The 18,517-nt window shown below is 42.3% G+C and carries 15 protein-coding genes and 3 tRNA genes; 6 read left to right on the top strand and 12 right to left on the bottom strand.

What is annotated here, in order from left to right:
* Positions 1–8: 8 nt before the first annotated feature.
* The 9 genes from ACMXI2_RS21670 to ACMXI2_RS21630 all read right to left on the bottom strand — a co-directional run bounded on the left by ACMXI2_RS21670 (position 9) and on the right by ACMXI2_RS21630 (position 11,757).
* Entirely contained in the window at positions 9–2,303 is a 2,295-nt protein-coding gene (locus tag ACMXI2_RS21670; RefSeq protein ID WP_483778157.1) for an AAA family ATPase, read from the bottom strand.
* On the bottom strand, positions 2,293–2,970 hold the full coding sequence (locus tag ACMXI2_RS21665) for an ABC-three component system middle component 1 (protein WP_483778156.1): 678 nt from the start codon (positions 2,968–2,970) through the stop codon (positions 2,293–2,295). Before ACMXI2_RS21665 ends, ACMXI2_RS21670 begins: the two co-directional genes overlap by 11 nt.
* Entirely contained in the window at positions 2,963–4,273 is a 1,311-nt protein-coding gene (locus tag ACMXI2_RS21660) for an ABC-three component system protein (RefSeq protein WP_483778155.1), read from the bottom strand. Before ACMXI2_RS21660 ends, ACMXI2_RS21665 begins: the two co-directional genes overlap by 8 nt.
* 19 nt (positions 4,274–4,292) lie before the next feature.
* Positions 4,293–4,511: a hypothetical protein gene (locus tag ACMXI2_RS21655; protein ID WP_483778154.1), complete on the bottom strand. Its 219-nt coding sequence runs from the start codon at positions 4,509–4,511 to the stop codon at positions 4,293–4,295.
* A 12-nt stretch (positions 4,512–4,523) separates the two neighbouring features.
* Positions 4,524–4,997, bottom strand: a complete 474-nt coding sequence (locus ACMXI2_RS21650; RefSeq protein WP_483778153.1) for a hypothetical protein — start codon at positions 4,995–4,997, stop codon at positions 4,524–4,526.
* Between the two features lie 14 nt (positions 4,998–5,011).
* The gene (locus ACMXI2_RS21645) at positions 5,012–8,746 is read right to left on the bottom strand and encodes an AAA family ATPase (protein WP_483778152.1); all 3,735 of its coding nucleotides are present in this window, start codon (positions 8,744–8,746) and stop codon (positions 5,012–5,014) included.
* On the bottom strand, positions 8,743–9,993 hold the full coding sequence (locus ACMXI2_RS21640) for an exonuclease SbcCD subunit D C-terminal domain-containing protein (protein ID WP_483778151.1): 1,251 nt from the start codon (positions 9,991–9,993) through the stop codon (positions 8,743–8,745). Before ACMXI2_RS21640 ends, ACMXI2_RS21645 begins: the two co-directional genes overlap by 4 nt.
* Before the next feature lie 450 nt (positions 9,994–10,443).
* Positions 10,444–10,527 (bottom strand) — tRNA-Leu (locus ACMXI2_RS21635).
* An 81-nt stretch (positions 10,528–10,608) separates the two neighbouring features.
* Positions 10,609–11,757, bottom strand: a complete 1,149-nt coding sequence (locus tag ACMXI2_RS21630) for a sensor histidine kinase (RefSeq protein ID WP_483778150.1) — start codon at positions 11,755–11,757, stop codon at positions 10,609–10,611.
* Between the two features lie 118 nt (positions 11,758–11,875).
* On the opposite strand from ACMXI2_RS21630, the gene ACMXI2_RS21625 reads away from it, so the two are divergent.
* From ACMXI2_RS21625 to ACMXI2_RS21605, 5 genes are all read left to right on the top strand, one after another.
* Positions 11,876–12,895: a glycosyltransferase family 2 protein gene (locus ACMXI2_RS21625; RefSeq protein WP_483778149.1), complete on the top strand. Its 1,020-nt coding sequence runs from the start codon at positions 11,876–11,878 to the stop codon at positions 12,893–12,895.
* Positions 12,896–13,001: 106 nt separating this feature from the next.
* Positions 13,002–13,202, top strand: a complete 201-nt coding sequence (locus tag ACMXI2_RS21620; RefSeq protein WP_483778148.1) for a hypothetical protein — start codon at positions 13,002–13,004, stop codon at positions 13,200–13,202.
* Between the two features lie 164 nt (positions 13,203–13,366).
* Positions 13,367–14,593: a PepSY-associated TM helix domain-containing protein gene (locus tag ACMXI2_RS21615; RefSeq protein ID WP_483778147.1), complete on the top strand. Its 1,227-nt coding sequence runs from the start codon at positions 13,367–13,369 to the stop codon at positions 14,591–14,593.
* A gap of 228 nt (positions 14,594–14,821) precedes the next feature.
* Positions 14,822–14,897 (top strand) — tRNA-Gly (locus tag ACMXI2_RS21610).
* A gap of 26 nt (positions 14,898–14,923) precedes the next feature.
* Positions 14,924–14,996: transfer RNA gene (locus tag ACMXI2_RS21605), tRNA-Gly, on the top strand.
* 69 nt (positions 14,997–15,065) lie between these two features.
* Here ACMXI2_RS21605 and ACMXI2_RS21600 read toward each other — a convergent pair.
* Positions 15,066–16,235 (bottom strand): hypothetical protein, encoded by a 1,170-nt coding sequence (locus ACMXI2_RS21600; protein ID WP_483778146.1) that lies wholly within the window; start codon positions 16,233–16,235, stop codon positions 15,066–15,068.
* On the bottom strand, positions 16,222–17,202 hold the full coding sequence (locus tag ACMXI2_RS21595; RefSeq protein WP_483778145.1) for a DUF2157 domain-containing protein: 981 nt from the start codon (positions 17,200–17,202) through the stop codon (positions 16,222–16,224). Before ACMXI2_RS21595 ends, ACMXI2_RS21600 begins: the two co-directional genes overlap by 14 nt.
* 442 nt (positions 17,203–17,644) lie before the next feature.
* Here ACMXI2_RS21595 and ACMXI2_RS21590 point away from each other — a divergent pair, with 442 nt between their 5' ends.
* A complete protein-coding gene (locus ACMXI2_RS21590) occupies positions 17,645–17,938 on the top strand; it encodes a GNAT family N-acetyltransferase (protein ID WP_159454320.1) in 294 nt (97 codons plus the stop codon).
* A 138-nt stretch (positions 17,939–18,076) separates the two neighbouring features.
* Here the strand turns inward: ACMXI2_RS21590 and ACMXI2_RS21585 are convergent, their stop codons facing one another.
* A complete protein-coding gene (locus ACMXI2_RS21585; RefSeq protein ID WP_483778144.1) occupies positions 18,077–18,403 on the bottom strand; it encodes a hypothetical protein in 327 nt (108 codons plus the stop codon).
* Between the last annotated feature and the right edge of the window lie 114 nt (positions 18,404–18,517).

Genomic DNA, 18,517 nt, shown 5'->3' with positions numbered 1-18,517 from the left:
TAATAACCTTATGCTATTTCTTTTAAATTAACCCTTTTTTCTGTAAGATTATAGTTTTTGAATTTATACCTCATGAAGGCAGATATCATATCTTCATGTGTGGACATGACAATTTGATTGTCTATAAATTCATTTCTAAGGAGATCAATAAATCCATACATATTCAACTCATCCATTGTCTGAACGGGATCATCAATCAGCACTATTCTATTCTGCGAATATTTCTTGTGAAGTGACAATGTAAAGGCAATAATAAGAGCAGATAGTTGGCCAGAACTCATGGTAAAAATCGCATCGTATGTTTTATTTGAGTCGGACTGAAACCTTATACCATCTTTTTCAGAATATATAAATAGACCTATTCCTCCTTGAAAAGATTGCATAATCCTTCCCGAGTATATGTGAAACACAACTTCTATATCCTTAATAATCTGTTTCTGGTAAGATTTTAGTGAAGCGCTATAAGTACCTTTTAATCCATTTAATTTTTGAGAAGTTTCCCTGGCTTCGTCTCTGCTTTTAGTCACGTCAAGCAATTTTGTTGATTTTTCTTGCAAAAGCTGGTTTTGAGTTAGAGACCATTTATGAGAAAGGTATCTTTTCTTCGTTTCTATATTTTCAATAGTTATACCATCAATTTTAGTAAACTCACCATCAAAATACTCATTAAAATAGGTCATAAAATAGTCTTCAATCTGCTCCATTCTAGACTCATCCTTTAAAGGAGTGATTGTATTCTTTAATCTATTGAAGACTTCCGAAATATCTATCTCCTGTTCGTTGCTTAGATATTGCAAATAATCAACTTTAAGAAAATCAAACGCCTTAAGCAAATTGTTAAAGCTGCTGACTTCCTTTTCCAATAGCTCGGTTACAAATTCTTCATTATAATTTAGCTGGGATAAGTTTTCCTTTAAAATGTCAATTAACTGTTGAACGGTCCCTGACTTAAATACGTTAAATGACTCCTCAACTCGAATGCTCTTTTCAGAATTAATAACTCTAATTTGATCTGATTTCTTCTCGATCTGAGAAAAGAGTTCTTCAATGTTTCCCCAGTTATATCCACATAAAACGCACTCGCTGGTTAAGGTTCCTGCATCTTTTAAATTATTAATTTCTCTGATCAGTTCATTTCTCGACCTGGAGATATCTGAGTATATTTTATCTAGCCCCGAAAGCTCCTGAAAGCCAAACAAAAGCTCCTGTTTTGTTGTAGCAAATATTGCCTTAAGATCGGCCGGAATAAATTCATAGGGTTCTAAATCAATTGCCGTTTCAAGTGTATTGTTAGTAAGAGATTCTAATTGCCTGATTAAATTCTGTTGTTGGGCTATCCTTTTGCCTAGATCACGTAATTCATCTTTTCTAGGAAGAAAACTGTAAAACCTGAAAAAATCAAGAGTTATTGCCTCGTTTCCCAACAAAAATTCGACCGCTCTATTTATCCTGTATTGACTAAATAAACTTTTTCGTTCAACAAATACTTTTAAACGTTCAAGAAACCCTTCGGCACCTGCCACATCTAAATAGTTAAACGAATTGATATCTACATCTTCCAGATCCCAATTCAAGTCTTTTTCTCCAAATAGTCTAATGTAAGATGAGGGTGTTTGATCTTCAATCAAGCCAACTTTTACCTTATCAATTTCTTCTTTTAATATTTTCTCCTCATTGTTTTTATTATTTACAAAAGCATCAATTCTTTTTTTTAGCGTATCAATTTTTTTAATTTTTTCTTCAAATTCTTTAAGGTCAAATAAATGACCAATATGACTTTTTCTGTTTTTATCAGAATGTTTCAGTAGAAAAAGACACTCTTCTTGTTCAACGTAATTCAAAAACTGAAAATTTGAATTATAATTTTTGCCCAGTATTTCTACCAAGAATAATTCTTCATTGTTAACAGCGCTCTTTTCTTCTGAGGGGAAGTTATCTTTTATAAATAGCTTATAGATCGAAAAGTCTATATAAGGGCTTATATCATCAGCTTGCGCAAATCGTTCCAATACATAAACCTGATCATTTTTGGCAAATTCAATCGTAATTACCACATCTCCACCCTGTGCATTTACATGCAGGAATGGGTTCTCTGAAAAGTTTTGTCTTCCATCAATCAATTTTGACTTTAAATCATCATACCGCCTTATTTTACCGGTAAAAACCAGTTCTATGGCATCATAAATAGTTGTCTTGCCAAACCCGTTCGGACCGTCAAATACAATAATGTCCGACGAACTGAAGTCCAAAGTAATATCTTTAAATACTTTAAAGTTTTGAATTCTGATCTTGTTAATTTTCATCCGGCAATATTGTTTTTATCTTTTCGAGAATAACTTCTTCTGTCATTGCGTTAAAGTCTTCGTCACCCAATGAAAGAAAATTTTGCTCTAACAAGTCATTAAGGGGATTCCTTCCGATTGATTTTTGATTGATCTCTTCTAGTGATTTTAGATTATTGGTTTGCGTGATCCGTATTTTAATGAATGGTATTTTGATAGCCATCCGGTACACTAATGATTCGAAATCATTAGCATCGAAACTAATTTTATGTCGTGAAAACACTTGGTCTGCTAAGATTAGAGATTCGATGGAGGAGAGTGCTGGAGAATCACCAATTTTCTTAGTGAGATTATTCAGTTCATCTTCTGTGTAATAAAGGATGCTCTTTTTAAAATGATATGGATTTTCCTCAACCTGTAAAAAACTATCTGCTTTGATATCGGATATTGCTGCCACCTTGTTTAAAATAAGCAGATTCGCATTTTTGTCAAATGTTGGTTTTTGAATAATTTCCTTTGCTTTTATGAAAAGCTCAACTTGCTCATCAATAATATTCTCCACAACATCATTGCGTTGAACAATTACCCAATAATTTTGCTGCTCTTTCAGTCCATAGATTTTAAACTCTGCGCCTGTTTTTTCTTCAAGCCCGGCTTCTTCGAATATTCTGCTGATCAGATTAATCATTTAGTTTATTTTTTGCTGTTTCAAGATCAATCAGACGTACCTTTTTCCATTGGGTTATTCTAACCCGTCTTTCATCGTCCAGGTCTGTATCGCCAATATTTAAGTGTCCTATATTATTTGCACAAGCCTCAATGTCATCAACATTGCATTCGCTTGTGATAAGATAATCCGAATTAAAAGGGACATCGACCATTGTACTTAGTGCTGTTTTTAATATTCTTTCGGATGCATTTTTTCGACCTTTATCGGTATTTGAATAGGTCAAGGAAGTTGGGTAATAGTGCTTCAACTCAGGACATATCCAACCAATACCTTCATTTTCATTTGAACCTTTAATTATCAACAGAATATTAAAGAAAGCGTCTTTTATTTCGTCTTCAGTCATACTTAGATCAGTATACTCCTGCAGATTGCGGTAATTAATTTCTTTATGTGGCCTAATACTCTGTAGAAATGACCTAAAACCAAGTGATCGGTGAGAGTTAAACAGCACCAGGTATTTGTCCATCTTAATCTTAACATCATCCGTCATTTGATCTTCATCACAACTGATACAAAATTCATCATAGTAGCGATTCAGGTTACTTTTAATTATGGTCTCAAAATAATTTTCATCTTGAACGAGTTTAGTAACATCAGTTTTTATTTCGTCTAAAAAGTATTTAAGTGGAATAGGATTATCAGATGCAGCTTGCCGTATTGCCTCACCTGCGTGATTTAAAGAGTGGATATAAATTACTTTATCACTCACTATTTTTTCCAGTATTTCACTTAGTAATTGAATATTCGTTGGATTGTCCGATCCACCAATATTATATTTCTGAAGAACTAAGACAATCTGCGCTTTAATTTTGCCATCGATATCGCTTAAAGCACATGATTCGGCATTGTTCTCATACACATAAATTTTTAAATTGGGATGTAAGGCCTCTATCTGTGCTTTTGCTTTTTTGTTTTTTGTTGCCAGATGAAAAAATGCCTCAACCGTGTTAATTCCAATGGCCGCCCACTTTTGTTCAAGTTGGTCAAAATCATCTTTATAAGTTGCATAGGCTTCACTTTTTACCGCTTTTACCTGATGCATGGAAACTGGCATAGGACTGCCGTTTGGATTTGATCTCATTATTGTGAAATCTTCTATTGAATCAACCTGAAATACTAATTCATTAATTTCATCTTCTGATTTAGAGTTAAGTTGTTTCAATATATGATAGAGACCAATTCTGCCTTGGTAAATAAAACCGCTCCATGTCGGTATTGCCGTATGTGGCAAAGTATCATCGACTTCTTCTATAATCTTCATATTAAATTTTTATTTAATGCTAATCATATAGGTGTTTTGCATAGCGGTTAATATAGCTGTTTAAGCCACTACCATTTCGAGCTAATTGTTTCATTTGCTCCACGTGAGTGCTGCCAGCTTTTTTGTAGCTGTAAATATAGGTGCGGGATGTTCCCGAAAATTTTACTTTAATATAGTCTGTACCTATTTCGTAGGCCGACACTCCGGAGTCTCCTCCTGCGTTTCTATATCTTTCCATTGTTTTAAGTTTTTACAATTCAACATAAATTCTTGACATTCCTTTATCGCCGCTTTGGTAGCCAGGACGAGGCCCATTAAACTCGTCATCCGTAACAGTAATTCTATCGGCTTTGCCCAAATCATACATTTTCCACCCCAATTTCCCCGATGCGCTATAACCACCTGTCTGGTAGGCTCTAAGCCCTTCGTTGCCCGCAGTTGTTACGCCATAACAATGAGGTTCAACAACTCTGAATTCTCCTTCGTAATAAAACTCTATTACATTTTGGCTTTCGATTGCATCAACGATGTTCTGATTCATGATTTTGTTTTTTTTAGTTTTTAGTTTGGTTAATTGCATTGCTTTTATGATTGCCTCCGCGTGAGGGATAGCATCGGAAAGGCCGCACGGCGAATTATGAGCCGGAGGACTTGCAGCGGATAGACCGACCCGAAGGGGCGCGCCCACATAAATATTTGTTTTATCGGTTTGGTTAAGATGCATTGTTTTATACTTTTTTAAACGCCAATTACCTCCACTTTGCTTTTGCCGCTTTGCTGTTTACTTACCTTAATCTGTACCGGTATACGTTCCGTCATTTCCTGCACGTGCGATATCACAGCTACCTTACGCCCCTGGTTGTGCAAACGTTCCAACGCGTCCATAGCGATATTTAAAGTAGCAGGGTCGAGTGAGCCAAAGCCTTCGTCAATAAACAATGATTCTACCTGCATGCGGCTACTGGATAGCGAAGCCAGTCCCAATGCCAGCGCCAACGATGCCAGGAACGATTCACCGCCGGAGAGGGAATACACAGTACGCACTTCATCGCCCATATCTTGGTCTATTACCTGCAGGCCTAGCGTATTGGGTATGCGTTGCAGCAGGTAGCGATTGCTGAGCATACCCAGGTGTACATTGGCATAGCTGAGCAATACATCCAGGGTATATTCCTGTGCTATGAGCCGGAACTTTTTCCCATCTGCCGAGCCAATAATGTCATTGAGCTTTGCCCAGTTTTCTGTAATGAGTCCTTTGGCTTCAATGATGCCCAGCAGGCCGCCGATCTTCTGTTTATTGGCAAGGTCCTGCTGCAGCTGGAAACCGATCTCGTTCTTTTGCTGTACCTGTTGTTGCAGGTTTGTTTTTACAGTATTCAGTAATTCGGTTAACGCTTCTGCACTTAGTTCAGAGAGCCGTTGTTGCTCATGCTGTTGCAGTTGTGCTGAGCGTTCCTGCAATACGGATTGTGCTTGTGTAATGGCATCGGCTAGCGCTCTCAATGCGGTACGTTCTGTTTCTATCCAGCTGGGTTCATACGCCAGCAAATGCGATAATCGCTCTTCATCTAAAACCGGGATATTGCGGCTGTTGAATACAGTAAGCCACTCCCGCGTTTTTTGATGCAAGGTTTCGGCTTGTTGCTGCAACAGTAGTATGTCTTTTTCGGCCTGCTCTTTCTGTGTGCCGGTACGGGTAAGATTTGTTTGTAAAAGTTCTCGCTCAGACTTAATTTTTTCCAGCGCTTGTTGTGTTGCTGCTACGGCCTGTTTTAAACCTTGCTCTATGGTTGTAGCTGCTTCGCCGTTAAAGATGGCTTTTCGTTTTTGGATGAGCGTAGCCTGTTGTTCTTTTACAGCGGTAAGTGTGGCTTGCTTTTTTTGTACATCCACTGAAAAGCTTTGTAGTTGTCCCTTTGCGGCTTCGAGTGTTGCAGTTAATATGCCCTGCTGCCGGGAATCGTCTTCCATCTTTTGATCAGTAGCTTTCCATTGTTCAGCGAAATCACTGATGCGTTGCAGGAATGCTGCTGCATCATTTTTCCAATGCGTAAACCAACCGGGTGCGGTAAAGTAAGCAGACAAGCTTTGTTCTATTGTGGTAAGTGCCTGGTTATTGCTTTGCTGTTCTTTCTGGTATTGCGTATCTTGTTCCTGCAATGATTGCAGACGCCTGTCTGTATCTTTTACTGCATTGCTGTTTTCGTTCTGCTGCCGTTCCAGTGTACTTATTTTTTGCTGCAGAGCATCCAGCTCCTGTTTTTTTGCAGTGTACAATTGTATTTGCTGTTGCAGGTTTTTTTGTTGTGCCTTCGCATCCTGTAATTGCTGTGCCAGCCATATTGCTTTTTGTTCATTGGGTATTTCAGCAGTATGGGGATAAATAACAAAGTCTTCCCAGGTTTTTTGATGCGCTGCAAGTGCAGTTTCTTTTATACTTGTTTCCTGTTCCTGCAGGGCAATCGCTTCTTTTAACCAATTGATCGTTTCCTGCGAACTGCTTTCTGTTTGCAGGCAGTTAGTATAAGCTTTATCATTTTCATGATGTGTAGTTTCCAGTTCCGCTAACACATGATTCAATTGGGGCTGTTCGGTAACATACGGATGCTCTTTGTTGCCACAAACCGGGCAGGGTTCTTCGGGTATTAATTGTGATCGCAGGGATTCCACATTTTCAGCAGCAGCAAGGCGCGCTCGATTCAACATGCGGAGCGATGCATCCCGCTCTGCTGCAGCAACCACCAATTGCGCTGACGCATGTGCCAGTGATTGCGACTTATTGCTTAATTCTCTTTTATTACCGGCCAGTTGTTGCTTTAATGTATTAAAGTCAGCCTCGCTGTGAGATAATATTCTCCAATGCGCTACTGCCGCAATCATATCTTCTATGCGGGAGTCGATAGCTGCTTTTTCTTTTTCTAAAGATGTAATGGGTATAGTCGGCAATGCCTCCGAAGCTATGGTATGCTGCTTCTTCTCTACCTGCAAGCGCTGTATTATAGCTGCTGATTCTGGCTCCAGGTCAGCTTTTGCCTGTTTCGCTTCGGCTATAGAAGTTTGTGTGCTTTCCAGTTGCGGCAACAACGACTGTATCGCATCCAACAGAACCCGTGCATCACCAAGTTTTGAGCTGATGAGGCCGTGATTCTCAGCAATGGGCTGCCGTGTACTATGATCTTCCTTCCACTGTTGTAATTGTGTAATGGAAGTGAGTAACTGTTCGGTTTGCTGCTGCCGTACCTGTAGCTGTTGTTCCAGTTGTAGATGATTATCTTCAACACTCTTTACTTCTGTCGCTGCCTGGTTTGCCTGTTCTGTTTTTTCCCTGATCTGTACATCCAATGCCCTTGCTTCTTCTAAGAACGGTACCGCTTCTACCTGTTTTTGAATAGTGGTAGTCGCTTCTTCATTTGCGGTTTGTAGTTGCCTGTCTAATGCCTCCTGCTGCTTTTGTAGGCTATCAAGCGTTGTTTGTAATTGTTGCAGCGTTGCTGTCTTTTCAGCCAGTTGCTTTTCAGTTGCTTGTTGTCCATCCACCCAGGTCCGGGTGGATTGCACTTGCTCTGCCTGTTTTAATTCCTGCTCACGGCCCGCTGCATTTTGCTTGGCTTCAATGGCCTGTTCATGCGTCGTATGCGCTGTACTGAGATTGGCTTGCAATAGCGTAAGCTGGATATGCCAGGCAATTTCCTTGTTTAAAGATTCTGCATCTTTTTCCTGTATCACTATGCTTTGTTCCAGTGTTGCTTTTTGCAGCTCAAAAGCCTCCAGTTCTGCAGATGTAAGTGTGCCAATACCATCGCGTTGCAGGTTCAGGTCTTCCAGCTCTCGCTTTTCTTTGCTGTAATTGGCAAACACATGTTTGGATATTTCAGAATAGATATGCGTGCCTGTAAGCTTTTCCAGCAGAGCAGATTTTTCCTCCTTGGCCGCTTTGAGAAAAGCAGTAAAATCACCCTGGGCCAGCAGTACGGAACGGGTAAACTGTTCAAAATTCAATCCTACCAATCTTTCTATCTCTTCTAGTATTTCGTTCTTCTTCCCGGGAATATCTGTGTTGGTATCGACGTTTTTTAAGGCAATGTTATATTGTTGCAGGCTTCCCTCGGCCCTATCCCTCGCTCTTCGCACCCGCCAGGTAGACCTATAGCGTTGTCCGTCAACACCTGTAAAATCTACTTCTGCAAATCCTTCGCCGGTGCCGTCTCTTAATATACCCCGTACATCTCCCTGGCTGATGGTACTTCCCTGTACATCCGTTATTTCGATCCCGGATTCTTTGGCCTGCAAGTATCTGGGTGTTTTGCCATACAAAGCCAGGCAAAGTGCATCCAGGAGGGTAGATTTTCCCGCACCGGTAGGGCCAGTAATGGCAAAAATGCCTGCGGATGATAGCGGTTCCTGCGTGAAATCAATTTCAGTCACCCCTTCCAGCGAGGCCAGGTTCTTTATGCGGATGGTCAGTATCTTCATATCGTTTCAGATTGGGCGACCTCCTGGGTTACCTGGTTAAATAATCGGAGCAGCTCTACTGGAACAACATTGTTGTACCTGGATTGATATACCTGCTCAAAAACATCCTGGGGCTGGAGTTCGCGAAGGCTGCCTTCCGCAACAGCCGCTGCTCTATCGCCCGTGGTATTGGCGGCAGGGTATCTTACATCAATTTTTGCCAGGCGAACATCTTTGCCGCCTAGGGCTGTTTCTATTTTGTGGCGCAGCCCGGGCTCAGGCCCATCGAGCAGAACCCGTACTTCGAGGTATGGCGCTAATTGGGGATCGGTACCTGCAACAGGTAATTGCTGTAATGCATTGATCACATCTGTAAGTGAGCTATGAACAAGGGGGACTCTTTTTAATGCCACAGATACAGGCACTTCGATAGATTTCAGGTTATTGATGCCTTGTTCTTCTGGGTCAAACACAATTACCTGATGCTTATAGTTAGCTTCGGAGAAGGACATAGGCAATGGACTTCCGCAGTAGCGTATGTGTTCCTTACCACCAATCCGCTGTGCTTTATGAATATGCCCCAAAGCCACATACCGAATATCTTCGTGGAAAGCCGTAGTGCCAATACATTCTATACCGCCCATTATGGCCCGTTCAACTGATTTGTCCACATCAGTCATATCCGTTTGCTGCGCATGCAGGTGGCCCATACAAATGATGGGTTCGCTTGCCCGTTTTTTAGCACAGGCGCAGTTATACACCTCCGCATAGAACGTTGCAACACCAGCTGTATAAGGATTTTCCGCATCGGGAATGACCGGATAATCGCCCATTCGTAAAAAGGGGACTGACAGGCACCAGGCTTTGATTACTCCGTCTTTATCTTTCAGCGGAATAATTAGTTTTTCATAATCAATACTCCCATCCTCCTTTTTCTCCACAAGGCCAATTATATGTATGCTGGATGATTCCAATAGTGGCTTGGGCGATTCCAATCGTGCAGCAGAATCGTGGTTGCCGGCAGTGATTATTATTTGCAGATCGGGATTAGCTTTAATCGCCCGGTTGAGAAAGTTGTAAAACATTTTGATAGATACTGCTGAAGGGTTGGATAGATCGAATACATCGCCACTGATCAGCAAAACATCGACATGCTCGGTTATAAGCGTTGCCAATAGCCAATTTAAAAACTGAGAATGTTCGTAAGTACGATCGTATTCATGGAATAACTGGCCAATATGCCAGTCAGCGGTATGAAGGATAACCATTACAATGTTATATTGATTTAATAATCAATTCGTTTGGGGCTTCTCTTTTTTGGGGATATGTGCTAATATTTTCTATTTGACAATTTAACTATAAAAAATTGAATATGAAAATACAATTTCTGAAGTGGTCAACATTACAAACATGTTAGTACAAATAATGTCAACAAAAATGCCCACAATGTACTCAAGTCCTTTATCCTATCCGCGGGGGAAAATACACGATTATGAGTATCTGAACATTCGCTTTTCAGCTATATGGGCGAGAAAAATGGGGCGATGGCCTGGAACATCCGACATTAGCCTTTCTATGGCAGTTTGGCTACATGATAAATCGGCGCTTAAGAATTTCGGAAAAATCTCGAACACACTTTATTGCTCCACAAAAACAGGCAAATCAGCCTGTTGATTGCATAAAAAAAGGAAACGATCAAAACCGATCGTTTCCTTGTGTGCGAAGGAGGAGATTCGAACTCCCAAGCCCTTTCAGGCACTACCACCTCAAAGTAGCGCGTCTACCAATTTCGCCACCTTCGCATCTGGTAGAATGGGGTGCAAAAATAATGGCTTTTTTAAAATAAGCAAATTTATTTATTCATATTTTACTGAAAAGGGTCATTATTTCCGCAATAGGATCCGGAAAGTGGTGCCTTTATTTATTTCGGACGACTTCACATACAGCCGGCCGCGGTGGTATTCTTCAATGATCCGTTTGGCCAGCGACAGGCCCAGGCCCCATCCCCGCTTTTTGGTGCTGAATCCGGGTTTGAATACTTTTTCGAAGCTCAGTTTAGGGATACCTTTACCGGTGTCGGCTACATCGATGGTGATAAAAGTCGGGTGGTTTTCTATGGTGATATCGATCTTCCCTTTTCCTTCCATTGCATCAAGTGCATTTTTTAATAAATTCTCCACAACCCAGTCGAAAAGCGGGGGAGAAAACATAGCAGGTAGCTCTTCTTCTGCGCTGTGAACCGTGAGTATCACCTTCTGGGGCGCCCGTTTACGGATGTAATTGGTCATGTTTTCTATTTGTGCCACGATGTCTTTCTCTTCCAGTTTTGGAACGCTTCCTATTTTAGAGAAACGGTCGGTGATGAGTTTTAGCCGGTCTACATCTTTGGAGAGTTCTGTTACGATGGTGGCATTGGCTTCATTGTCGCGGAGGATTTCCAGCCAGGCTTCCATAGAAGAGAGGGGCGTGCCCAGCTGGTGGGCCGTTTCTTTGGCCAGTCCTACCCACACCTGGTTCTGGGTGGCGCGGTTGGTGCTGGACAGGGCAAAGAGTACTATGGCAATGAAAAGGGTTACCACTATCAGCTGAATGTAAGGGTAGTAGCGGATCTGCCGGAGGATCAGCGAATCGCCGTAGTAGATGTAGTTATATAGTTTCTGTTTGGAATCCACTTCCATGATAAACGGCGGATGTTGCTTTTTGAAAGCCTGCAGTTCGTTGTTCAGGAAGTTGGGGTCCTGCATAATGCGCATGGAGTCGAGGTTGCGGCTATCCAGGATCTTACCGGTTTCGTCGGTTAATATCAGCGGGATGGTGGTATTGTTGGTAACGATGTCTACTGCCAGGTTAAGATTGGCTTCGGAACTTGCCCGCAGGAGTTCGCGGTTGGCTTCCACCCAGGTAGCAACTTTTTTTCTTTCTTCTTCCTGAATATTGCGGGATAAATTACTTACAAACCAGATAGTAGTGCCTATGATGAGCACTGCTATGGAGGCCAGTACAAACTTCCAACCGATATACTGTTTAAACATACTTCTAATTTAAGCCTTATTCGACTTACCTGAATCTGTAATGATTCGCAAATATTAGAATCCTTTGTTGCATATTTGCATCTCAAAAATAATTGTTCACGCATAAACGTAATTGCCGTTGTCCGTATTGCCATCAGTAGCAGTTGTTATTTTAAATTGGAATGGGAGATCTTTTCTGGAAAAGTTCCTGCCGTCTGTTTGCCGTTCTACCTACGGCAACCTGCAGCTGGTGCTGGCCGATAATGCCTCTACGGACGACAGTGTGGCTTTTGTAGCGGAGCATTACCCGCAGATCCGGATTATCCAGAATCCCCGGAACGATGGATTTGCCGGCGGGTACAATGATGCCCTGCAACACGTGCAGGCCGACATTTACGTGCTGCTCAACCAGGACGTAGAGGTGGAACCGGGCTGGATAGAGCCGGTAGTGGCGCTCATGCAGCAGGATACAAAGATTGCTGCCTGTCAGCCTAAAATGAGAGCTTACAAAGACCCGGACGAATTTGAATATGCAGGGGCAGCCGGCGGCTGGATGGATATCCTGGGCTATACTTTTTGCCGCGGACGGATCCTGTATACCACGGAGAAAGACCACGGGCAATATGACGACGTAAAGGACATTTTCTGGGCAACCGGGGCGGCATTGTTTATCCGTTCGGCCTGTTATCACCAGGTGGGGGGCTTCGACCGCGATTTTTTTGCCCATATGGAAGAAGTGGACCTTTGCTGGCGGCTGCAGAGAGCGGGTTACCGCATTTGTTACTGTCCTGATTCCAGGGTGTTTCACGTAGGAGGAGGGAGCTTACCACAGGGGAATCCCCGCAAGCTGTACCTGAATTTCAGGAATAACCTGATGATGCTGTGGAAAAACCTGCATAGCGAAGACCGCTGGATTGTGCTGGTACAACGCTTTTTCCTGGATATACTGGCGGGCGTAAAAAGCCTGGTAGCAGGAAAACCAAAGGATATGGCGGCTATTTACCGCGCCTATAGGGATTATTATCGCTGGCGGAGAACTTATGTGAAGAAAGATGATCTGCCGGAAATGAAGCTGATGAAAATGAGTGGTGTGTTTCACGGTATTATGATCTGGCGCTACTATTTTCTCGGACACAAACATTTTTCTGAATTGATTTAAACAGCGGTAATCTCCGGGGAAAGTTTCTTGTCTCACAAAATTACCAGCTATGAAAATTCGAAAATTTCAAAATATTATGTAGGTTTGCACCGGAAATAAACTGATTATGGAACAGAATACAGTAGAAAATAAATACGACATCACCCTAGACAAGGTTTCCCGTTCCCGCTGGCTTTTTTACGTACAATTGTTTTGTATGGTAGCCTTTATCCTGGGACTTAGCTACGGGCTTTATGCACATAGATACAAGGGCAAACCGGAAGTAAAGGTGCAGGAAAGCTCGCTGTACAATCCAAAATATAAATAAGCTACGGCTTAAACATAATTATCCTGCCTCCACCGGTTTTCCGGTGGAGGTTTTTTTATGCCTTTCCGTTTTGCGTAAATAAATTTCCCGATCCGATCAGCTTTTCTGACCATTTGAATCGACTTTTGTATCTCCGGCATGAGATCTACCGGGGGGATTAGTATATGTTTAAACGGACGGATAAGTTAAAGAAGAAACAGCATAAGTCGCTGTTCAGGATAGTTGTGGATAAACTGCATCTCTGGCTGGGGCTGGGGGCAGGTATTATTGTGCTTATTATCAGCATTACCGGCTGTTTGTTTGTTTTTCAGAAAGAAGTAAACGATTATTATTATCGTAAAATATTATATGTTGCCCCGGAAAATACGCCCTTACGCCCGGTAAGCGAGCTGAAAAAGATTGCACAGGCGGCCCTGGGACCCGACAAACCGGCGATGACGATCACCACTTATACCCGGCCGGATATGGCCTGGGAGTTTATGGCTTATAAAGGCATTGATACTGCACTGACCTATTTTGGTACATTGGAGTATTATGAATCTGTGCTGGTGAACCCTTACACTGGAGAGGTGACCGGAAAGATCGACTATAAACACAACTTCTTTTCAATTGTAAAGGGTATCCACTGGAGCCTTCTGCTGAACGACAAATACGGCCAAACTATTGTAGGCTGGAGTACCCTCATTTTTGTGGTTCTGATGATCACCGGGTTAATCATGTGGTGGCCAAAGAAGTGGAACAAAGCCAACCGCGATAAGAGCTTTAAAATAAAATGGAAAGCAGGCTTCAAAAGAGTGAACTACGACCTGCACAATGTACTGGGCTTTTATGCCATGATCATTGCACTGGTAATTGCCTTTACTGGCATGGTATGGGCGTTTACATGGTTTCAGACCACGGTATATGTAGTGGCCTCCCGCAGTATTACCCCTCCTGATGTAAAACAATATGAATCCGCCAAAACAGCAGCACAGCTAAGCCAGGATCCGCTGGATATCGCTTACAGCAAGGCCCTGCCTATTCTGAAAGATGCAAAGCGCCTGTTCATTTACCCGGCATCCGGTGAAACCGGGGTGAACACTATCAGCGGAAATAAAAGAGCGGAAACCTATTACAGTTCTGATAACCTTACGTTTGACCAGTACAGCGGCGCGCTGCTGGGTAGAAGGAACGACTCGCATAAAAATGCAGGCGAGCGGCTAATAGACATGAACTATGATATCCATGTGGGCGCCATCGCCGGACTACCCGGAAAGATCCTGGCCTTCATCATCAGCCTGATCTGCGCATCTTTACCGGTAACGGGTTTTTATGTGTGGTGGGGTAAAAGGAAGAAGTCGAAAAAGAAGCCGGTGGTGATCCGTGCAGCTGTTGTACCGAGCACAATGTAAATAAAAAGTGTTACTTATTTTTCTGTTGAAATGCTTTTCCCTGTTGTGTTTCAGCAAGTTGCTGTATACAGCGGCGTAAAAGATATTCGAAAAAGTTTCAAAAAAAATTTTGTGTTTTCAGTCCGTTTCCTATCTTTGCAATCCCAACGAAAACGCCACGGGGCAAAGCAAACGGAAGAATGCGATTCGAAAGGAAGAGTTCTTAAAATAACAAAGTTTTTAATACCTGCGAAAGTAGCTCATTTGGTAGAGCACGACCTTGCCAAGGTCGGGGTGGCCGGTTCGAGCCCGGTCTTTCGCTCCAGTTTTTATAAAGTTCTTAATACATCTGCGAAAGTAGCTCATTTGGTAGAGCACGACCTTGCCAAGGTCGGGGTGGCCGGTTCGAGCCCGGTCTTTCGCTCTAAAGCCTGACTGATCATCTCAGTCAGGCTTTTTTTATGCGCGGAAGCGAGAGACTTCCGCGCCCTTGTTAGTATCCTCCGCTTGCTCCGCCACCGCCACCGGTACCGCCGCCAAACTGCACATCATTACCGGCAGGCTGTGCACCCGGTACATAAGTTTGCGCAATAATCAGCGACTCCAGCCTTAATTTATCTGCCAGGGAAGGATCTTCCGGCTCGGCATAAGTGAAGCCATGCCTTGGTTCTTTCAGATAACGGATCAGCGCCCAGGCGCCTACAGTGAGTACCAGTCCGCCAATTACCATCACCGTTTCCAACGGAAGCACGCTGTGATAGTAACGGATGGTAAATACAATGGCTGCCAGTAATATCATACCCGTACGCAACAGCACAGCATCTTTTTTCCGGATACCCAGGTAGAGATATATCACCGGAACAATGGCTGTATAGATCCAGAAGAATATAGCGCCTGGAATACTTTGTCCATCCTGCAACTGCAAATCAAACATCTCATTACTCACCTCTCTCACCACGAAATAATTACCCGCCAGGTAAAGTGTGAGCAAAGACAGTACAGATACCACCGTCAGGCAATGTTTATAATGCCTGCTGCTATGATAGGCCGATATTTTTTCTGCTGCAATGTACATGGTAGTGGAAATGAACATGATAAGAAACGGCACAATGGTTTTGGCAACAGGCCCCAGTTTGATAGCTACCGTAAATATAAAACCCAGGAAAGCCAGATACGCCACGCCAGCCATCATCATATCTGCAAAACGTAAAGTAGCCAGCAGGGCGACCATACAAACCACGAAGCAGATAGTAGAAGCGGAGATCCTGTCTACAATAGCCATGCTGCTGCAAATGAGCAGTACGGCGCCCCATAACAGGGCATCATCAACCCCCGCGCGGAATAACTTCTTCTCGCGGATAAATATTTCCAGGATACCATAACATGTCAGTCCGGCGAAAATACAAAGACCTGCGAATCCATCTTCATTACGCAGCAGATCCATCGCCATGAGCGACAACAAGCCAAGCGAAAAGGAAATAATAACAACCGTAAGAATAAACAACCCGATTTTAATCACGGGGTTAGGCGTATAAAAATCTACCGGGTGCGCTGCTTCTATTGCTTTGTAGGCAGGTACTGTGATACAGTTTTTCCGCAATGCTTTTTCTGCTTCCTCCCGTATTTCAAGATTATCGAGTGTTTGGGAATTATATGCCAGCATGTTTAATTTTTTTGTTGAGACTGATCAATAATACAATTACGCCAATGGCAGAACCGATGAAGTATAACAAACCAAGATATACACCGCCGATATCGTTTGTTGTAACGAGTAAACGCACTACGGCAATACTCACAGCGATGTAGCTATATAGAACAGTGATCAGTACAAAATAGAAAGACCGTTCCTTGAATGCTTCTTTGAAAATAAAGTAAGCAATAACCGCCATAAATGCGAACCAGGCTAACCAACCTGCATCATATACACACATGCCCGCTACACAGGCAATGAAAATGATATGCGTACCAAAGTTCTGGTAAGTAAAGGCAAAGTTTTTTTTCAGATTTTTTCTGGCAGATATAAATGCGACCACCAACAGGAGGCCTCCCAGTATCACGCCGGTATAAATAAGCCGCCCGCTGCCGAAATCGTTGGCGGATAACACCTGGAAAGGCGTTACTGCAATACCCATCCAGGCAGCGAGGTTGGTGATAGCCATAGACAGTACGCCCAGGTGATCAAAGTAATAGGCGCTAATGGTGAGTACGGCCAGTGGGATAAAAGTGGCCAGTCCATACGCAGTACCAAATGCTGTGTACTGAAACTGGAGATAACCCACAAACGAAACGAACGTGAGACAACCTAACAGTAACGCATAATCGAAGAACGCATTGGGCGAGTTTACTTTTGCCCATGAAAACGGCGCCTTTTTCCGGATACAATAACTAAAGCAACCGGCGCAGATCACACCAATGATCAAAAGGATTGCCTGGTGACCAATAGTATCAATATTTTTATAGATCAGGATACCCAAACCGCCACTCAGCAGTAGTACGCCGAGGTAGAGTAGTGTTTTTATTTCCCAGTGGAGGGAGAATAGCTGTTGATCTTCCGCAGTTTTTACTGCTGTAAGCTCCGCATCATTTATCAGTTCTGCTGCGCGGAGTTTTTCAAATACTTTGATGTTCATAGATGGAGTTAAAGTAGTTGGAATTAACAATCGTTACCCGCTGCAATATACAATATCAGCGCACAAAACTATATATTGCGGTATACGGAAACGATTCGCAGTAAATCCACCGCATGAACATGAAAATGAATGAACTGCTGATTACAACTGCCCGGAGCACATGACAGCTGAACAGGTAGCTGAATATCCCCTTAGTGGCAGCGTGTTTCACGTAAGGCTTCCAATTAAAGGCTTACCTGCCAACTACTTTAAATATTAATTATTTTTACATATTATTGTTTCACGGTTTTCTGTTATATTATTAGTATATTTGCAGACGGAATCAGCTTTTTCAGGGTATTTTAATACCATTCGTACTATCTTATTTCAACTTCCCTTTGCATAAGATACTTCCCTTTAGTATGCTACCGCTAGAAACATCATGTAAAAAATAATTATGATCATGAAGGATTTTAAAATTATTGACAACAAAGAGGCCAGGCAGTTTGAGGCGCATATAGCCGGACAAATGGCTAAAGTTATTTACGAAAGAAACGGAAGCCGTATTTTCCTGACTGGTGCAGAAGTGCCGCCGGTATTGGAAAAACAGGGTGTATTACCAATGATGCTGGGAAAAGTAATGGAGGAAATTTCTGCACAGAATATCCGTATGGTGCCTTCCAGCAAAAAAGTGGCAGAATTTGTACGCAGTAATCCTCAGTGGAAAACACTGCTGGCGCATGGTTTACACATATAGCTCTTTATTTTACATTTGACATTTAGTTATTTAATTATTTGCCGGCCATCCACATTATCAGAAAATAAGAATGGCGGAAGATTCATCGAACATTGAGACCAGTCAGATAACTAAATAACTAAATATTCAAATGCCCTCTTACCTGATTCCCCTCTTCACCTTTACTGCTGACATCAGGTCATCGGCTTCTGCGGATACCAATACCGCGTCTCTGGAGTTATCAATCACCAGCGTATAGCCCTTTTCGTTAGCTACCGCCTTTAATATCTTTTTTGTGTACTCTGCCACCAGCTGCTGCCCGTTGGCATTCAACTTCGTTTGTAAAATATTTAATGAATCTCCTGCCAGTTTACTTTCCGGCATCATACCAATCATTTGTTGAAAATTGATGTAACCCGTTTTGGATTGGGCAAAAAGAACAGTACTTCCTAACAGTAACAGGCAAAGTGTACAGGTAAATTTCATCGGGATAATTTCCACAATAATAATCGTCCAGTTGTGAAATATTCTTTAACACGAATATAAAGTAATGTTAAAGTGGTGCGGATTTTGTCTTTTTGCAGGATTAACCTGATTAGG

The organism is Chitinophaga sp. G7 BAM 1005, from assembly GCF_057126945.1.
Note: the sequence above shows the minus strand (reverse complement) of the source record. Positions and strands in the feature narration are given on the sequence as shown.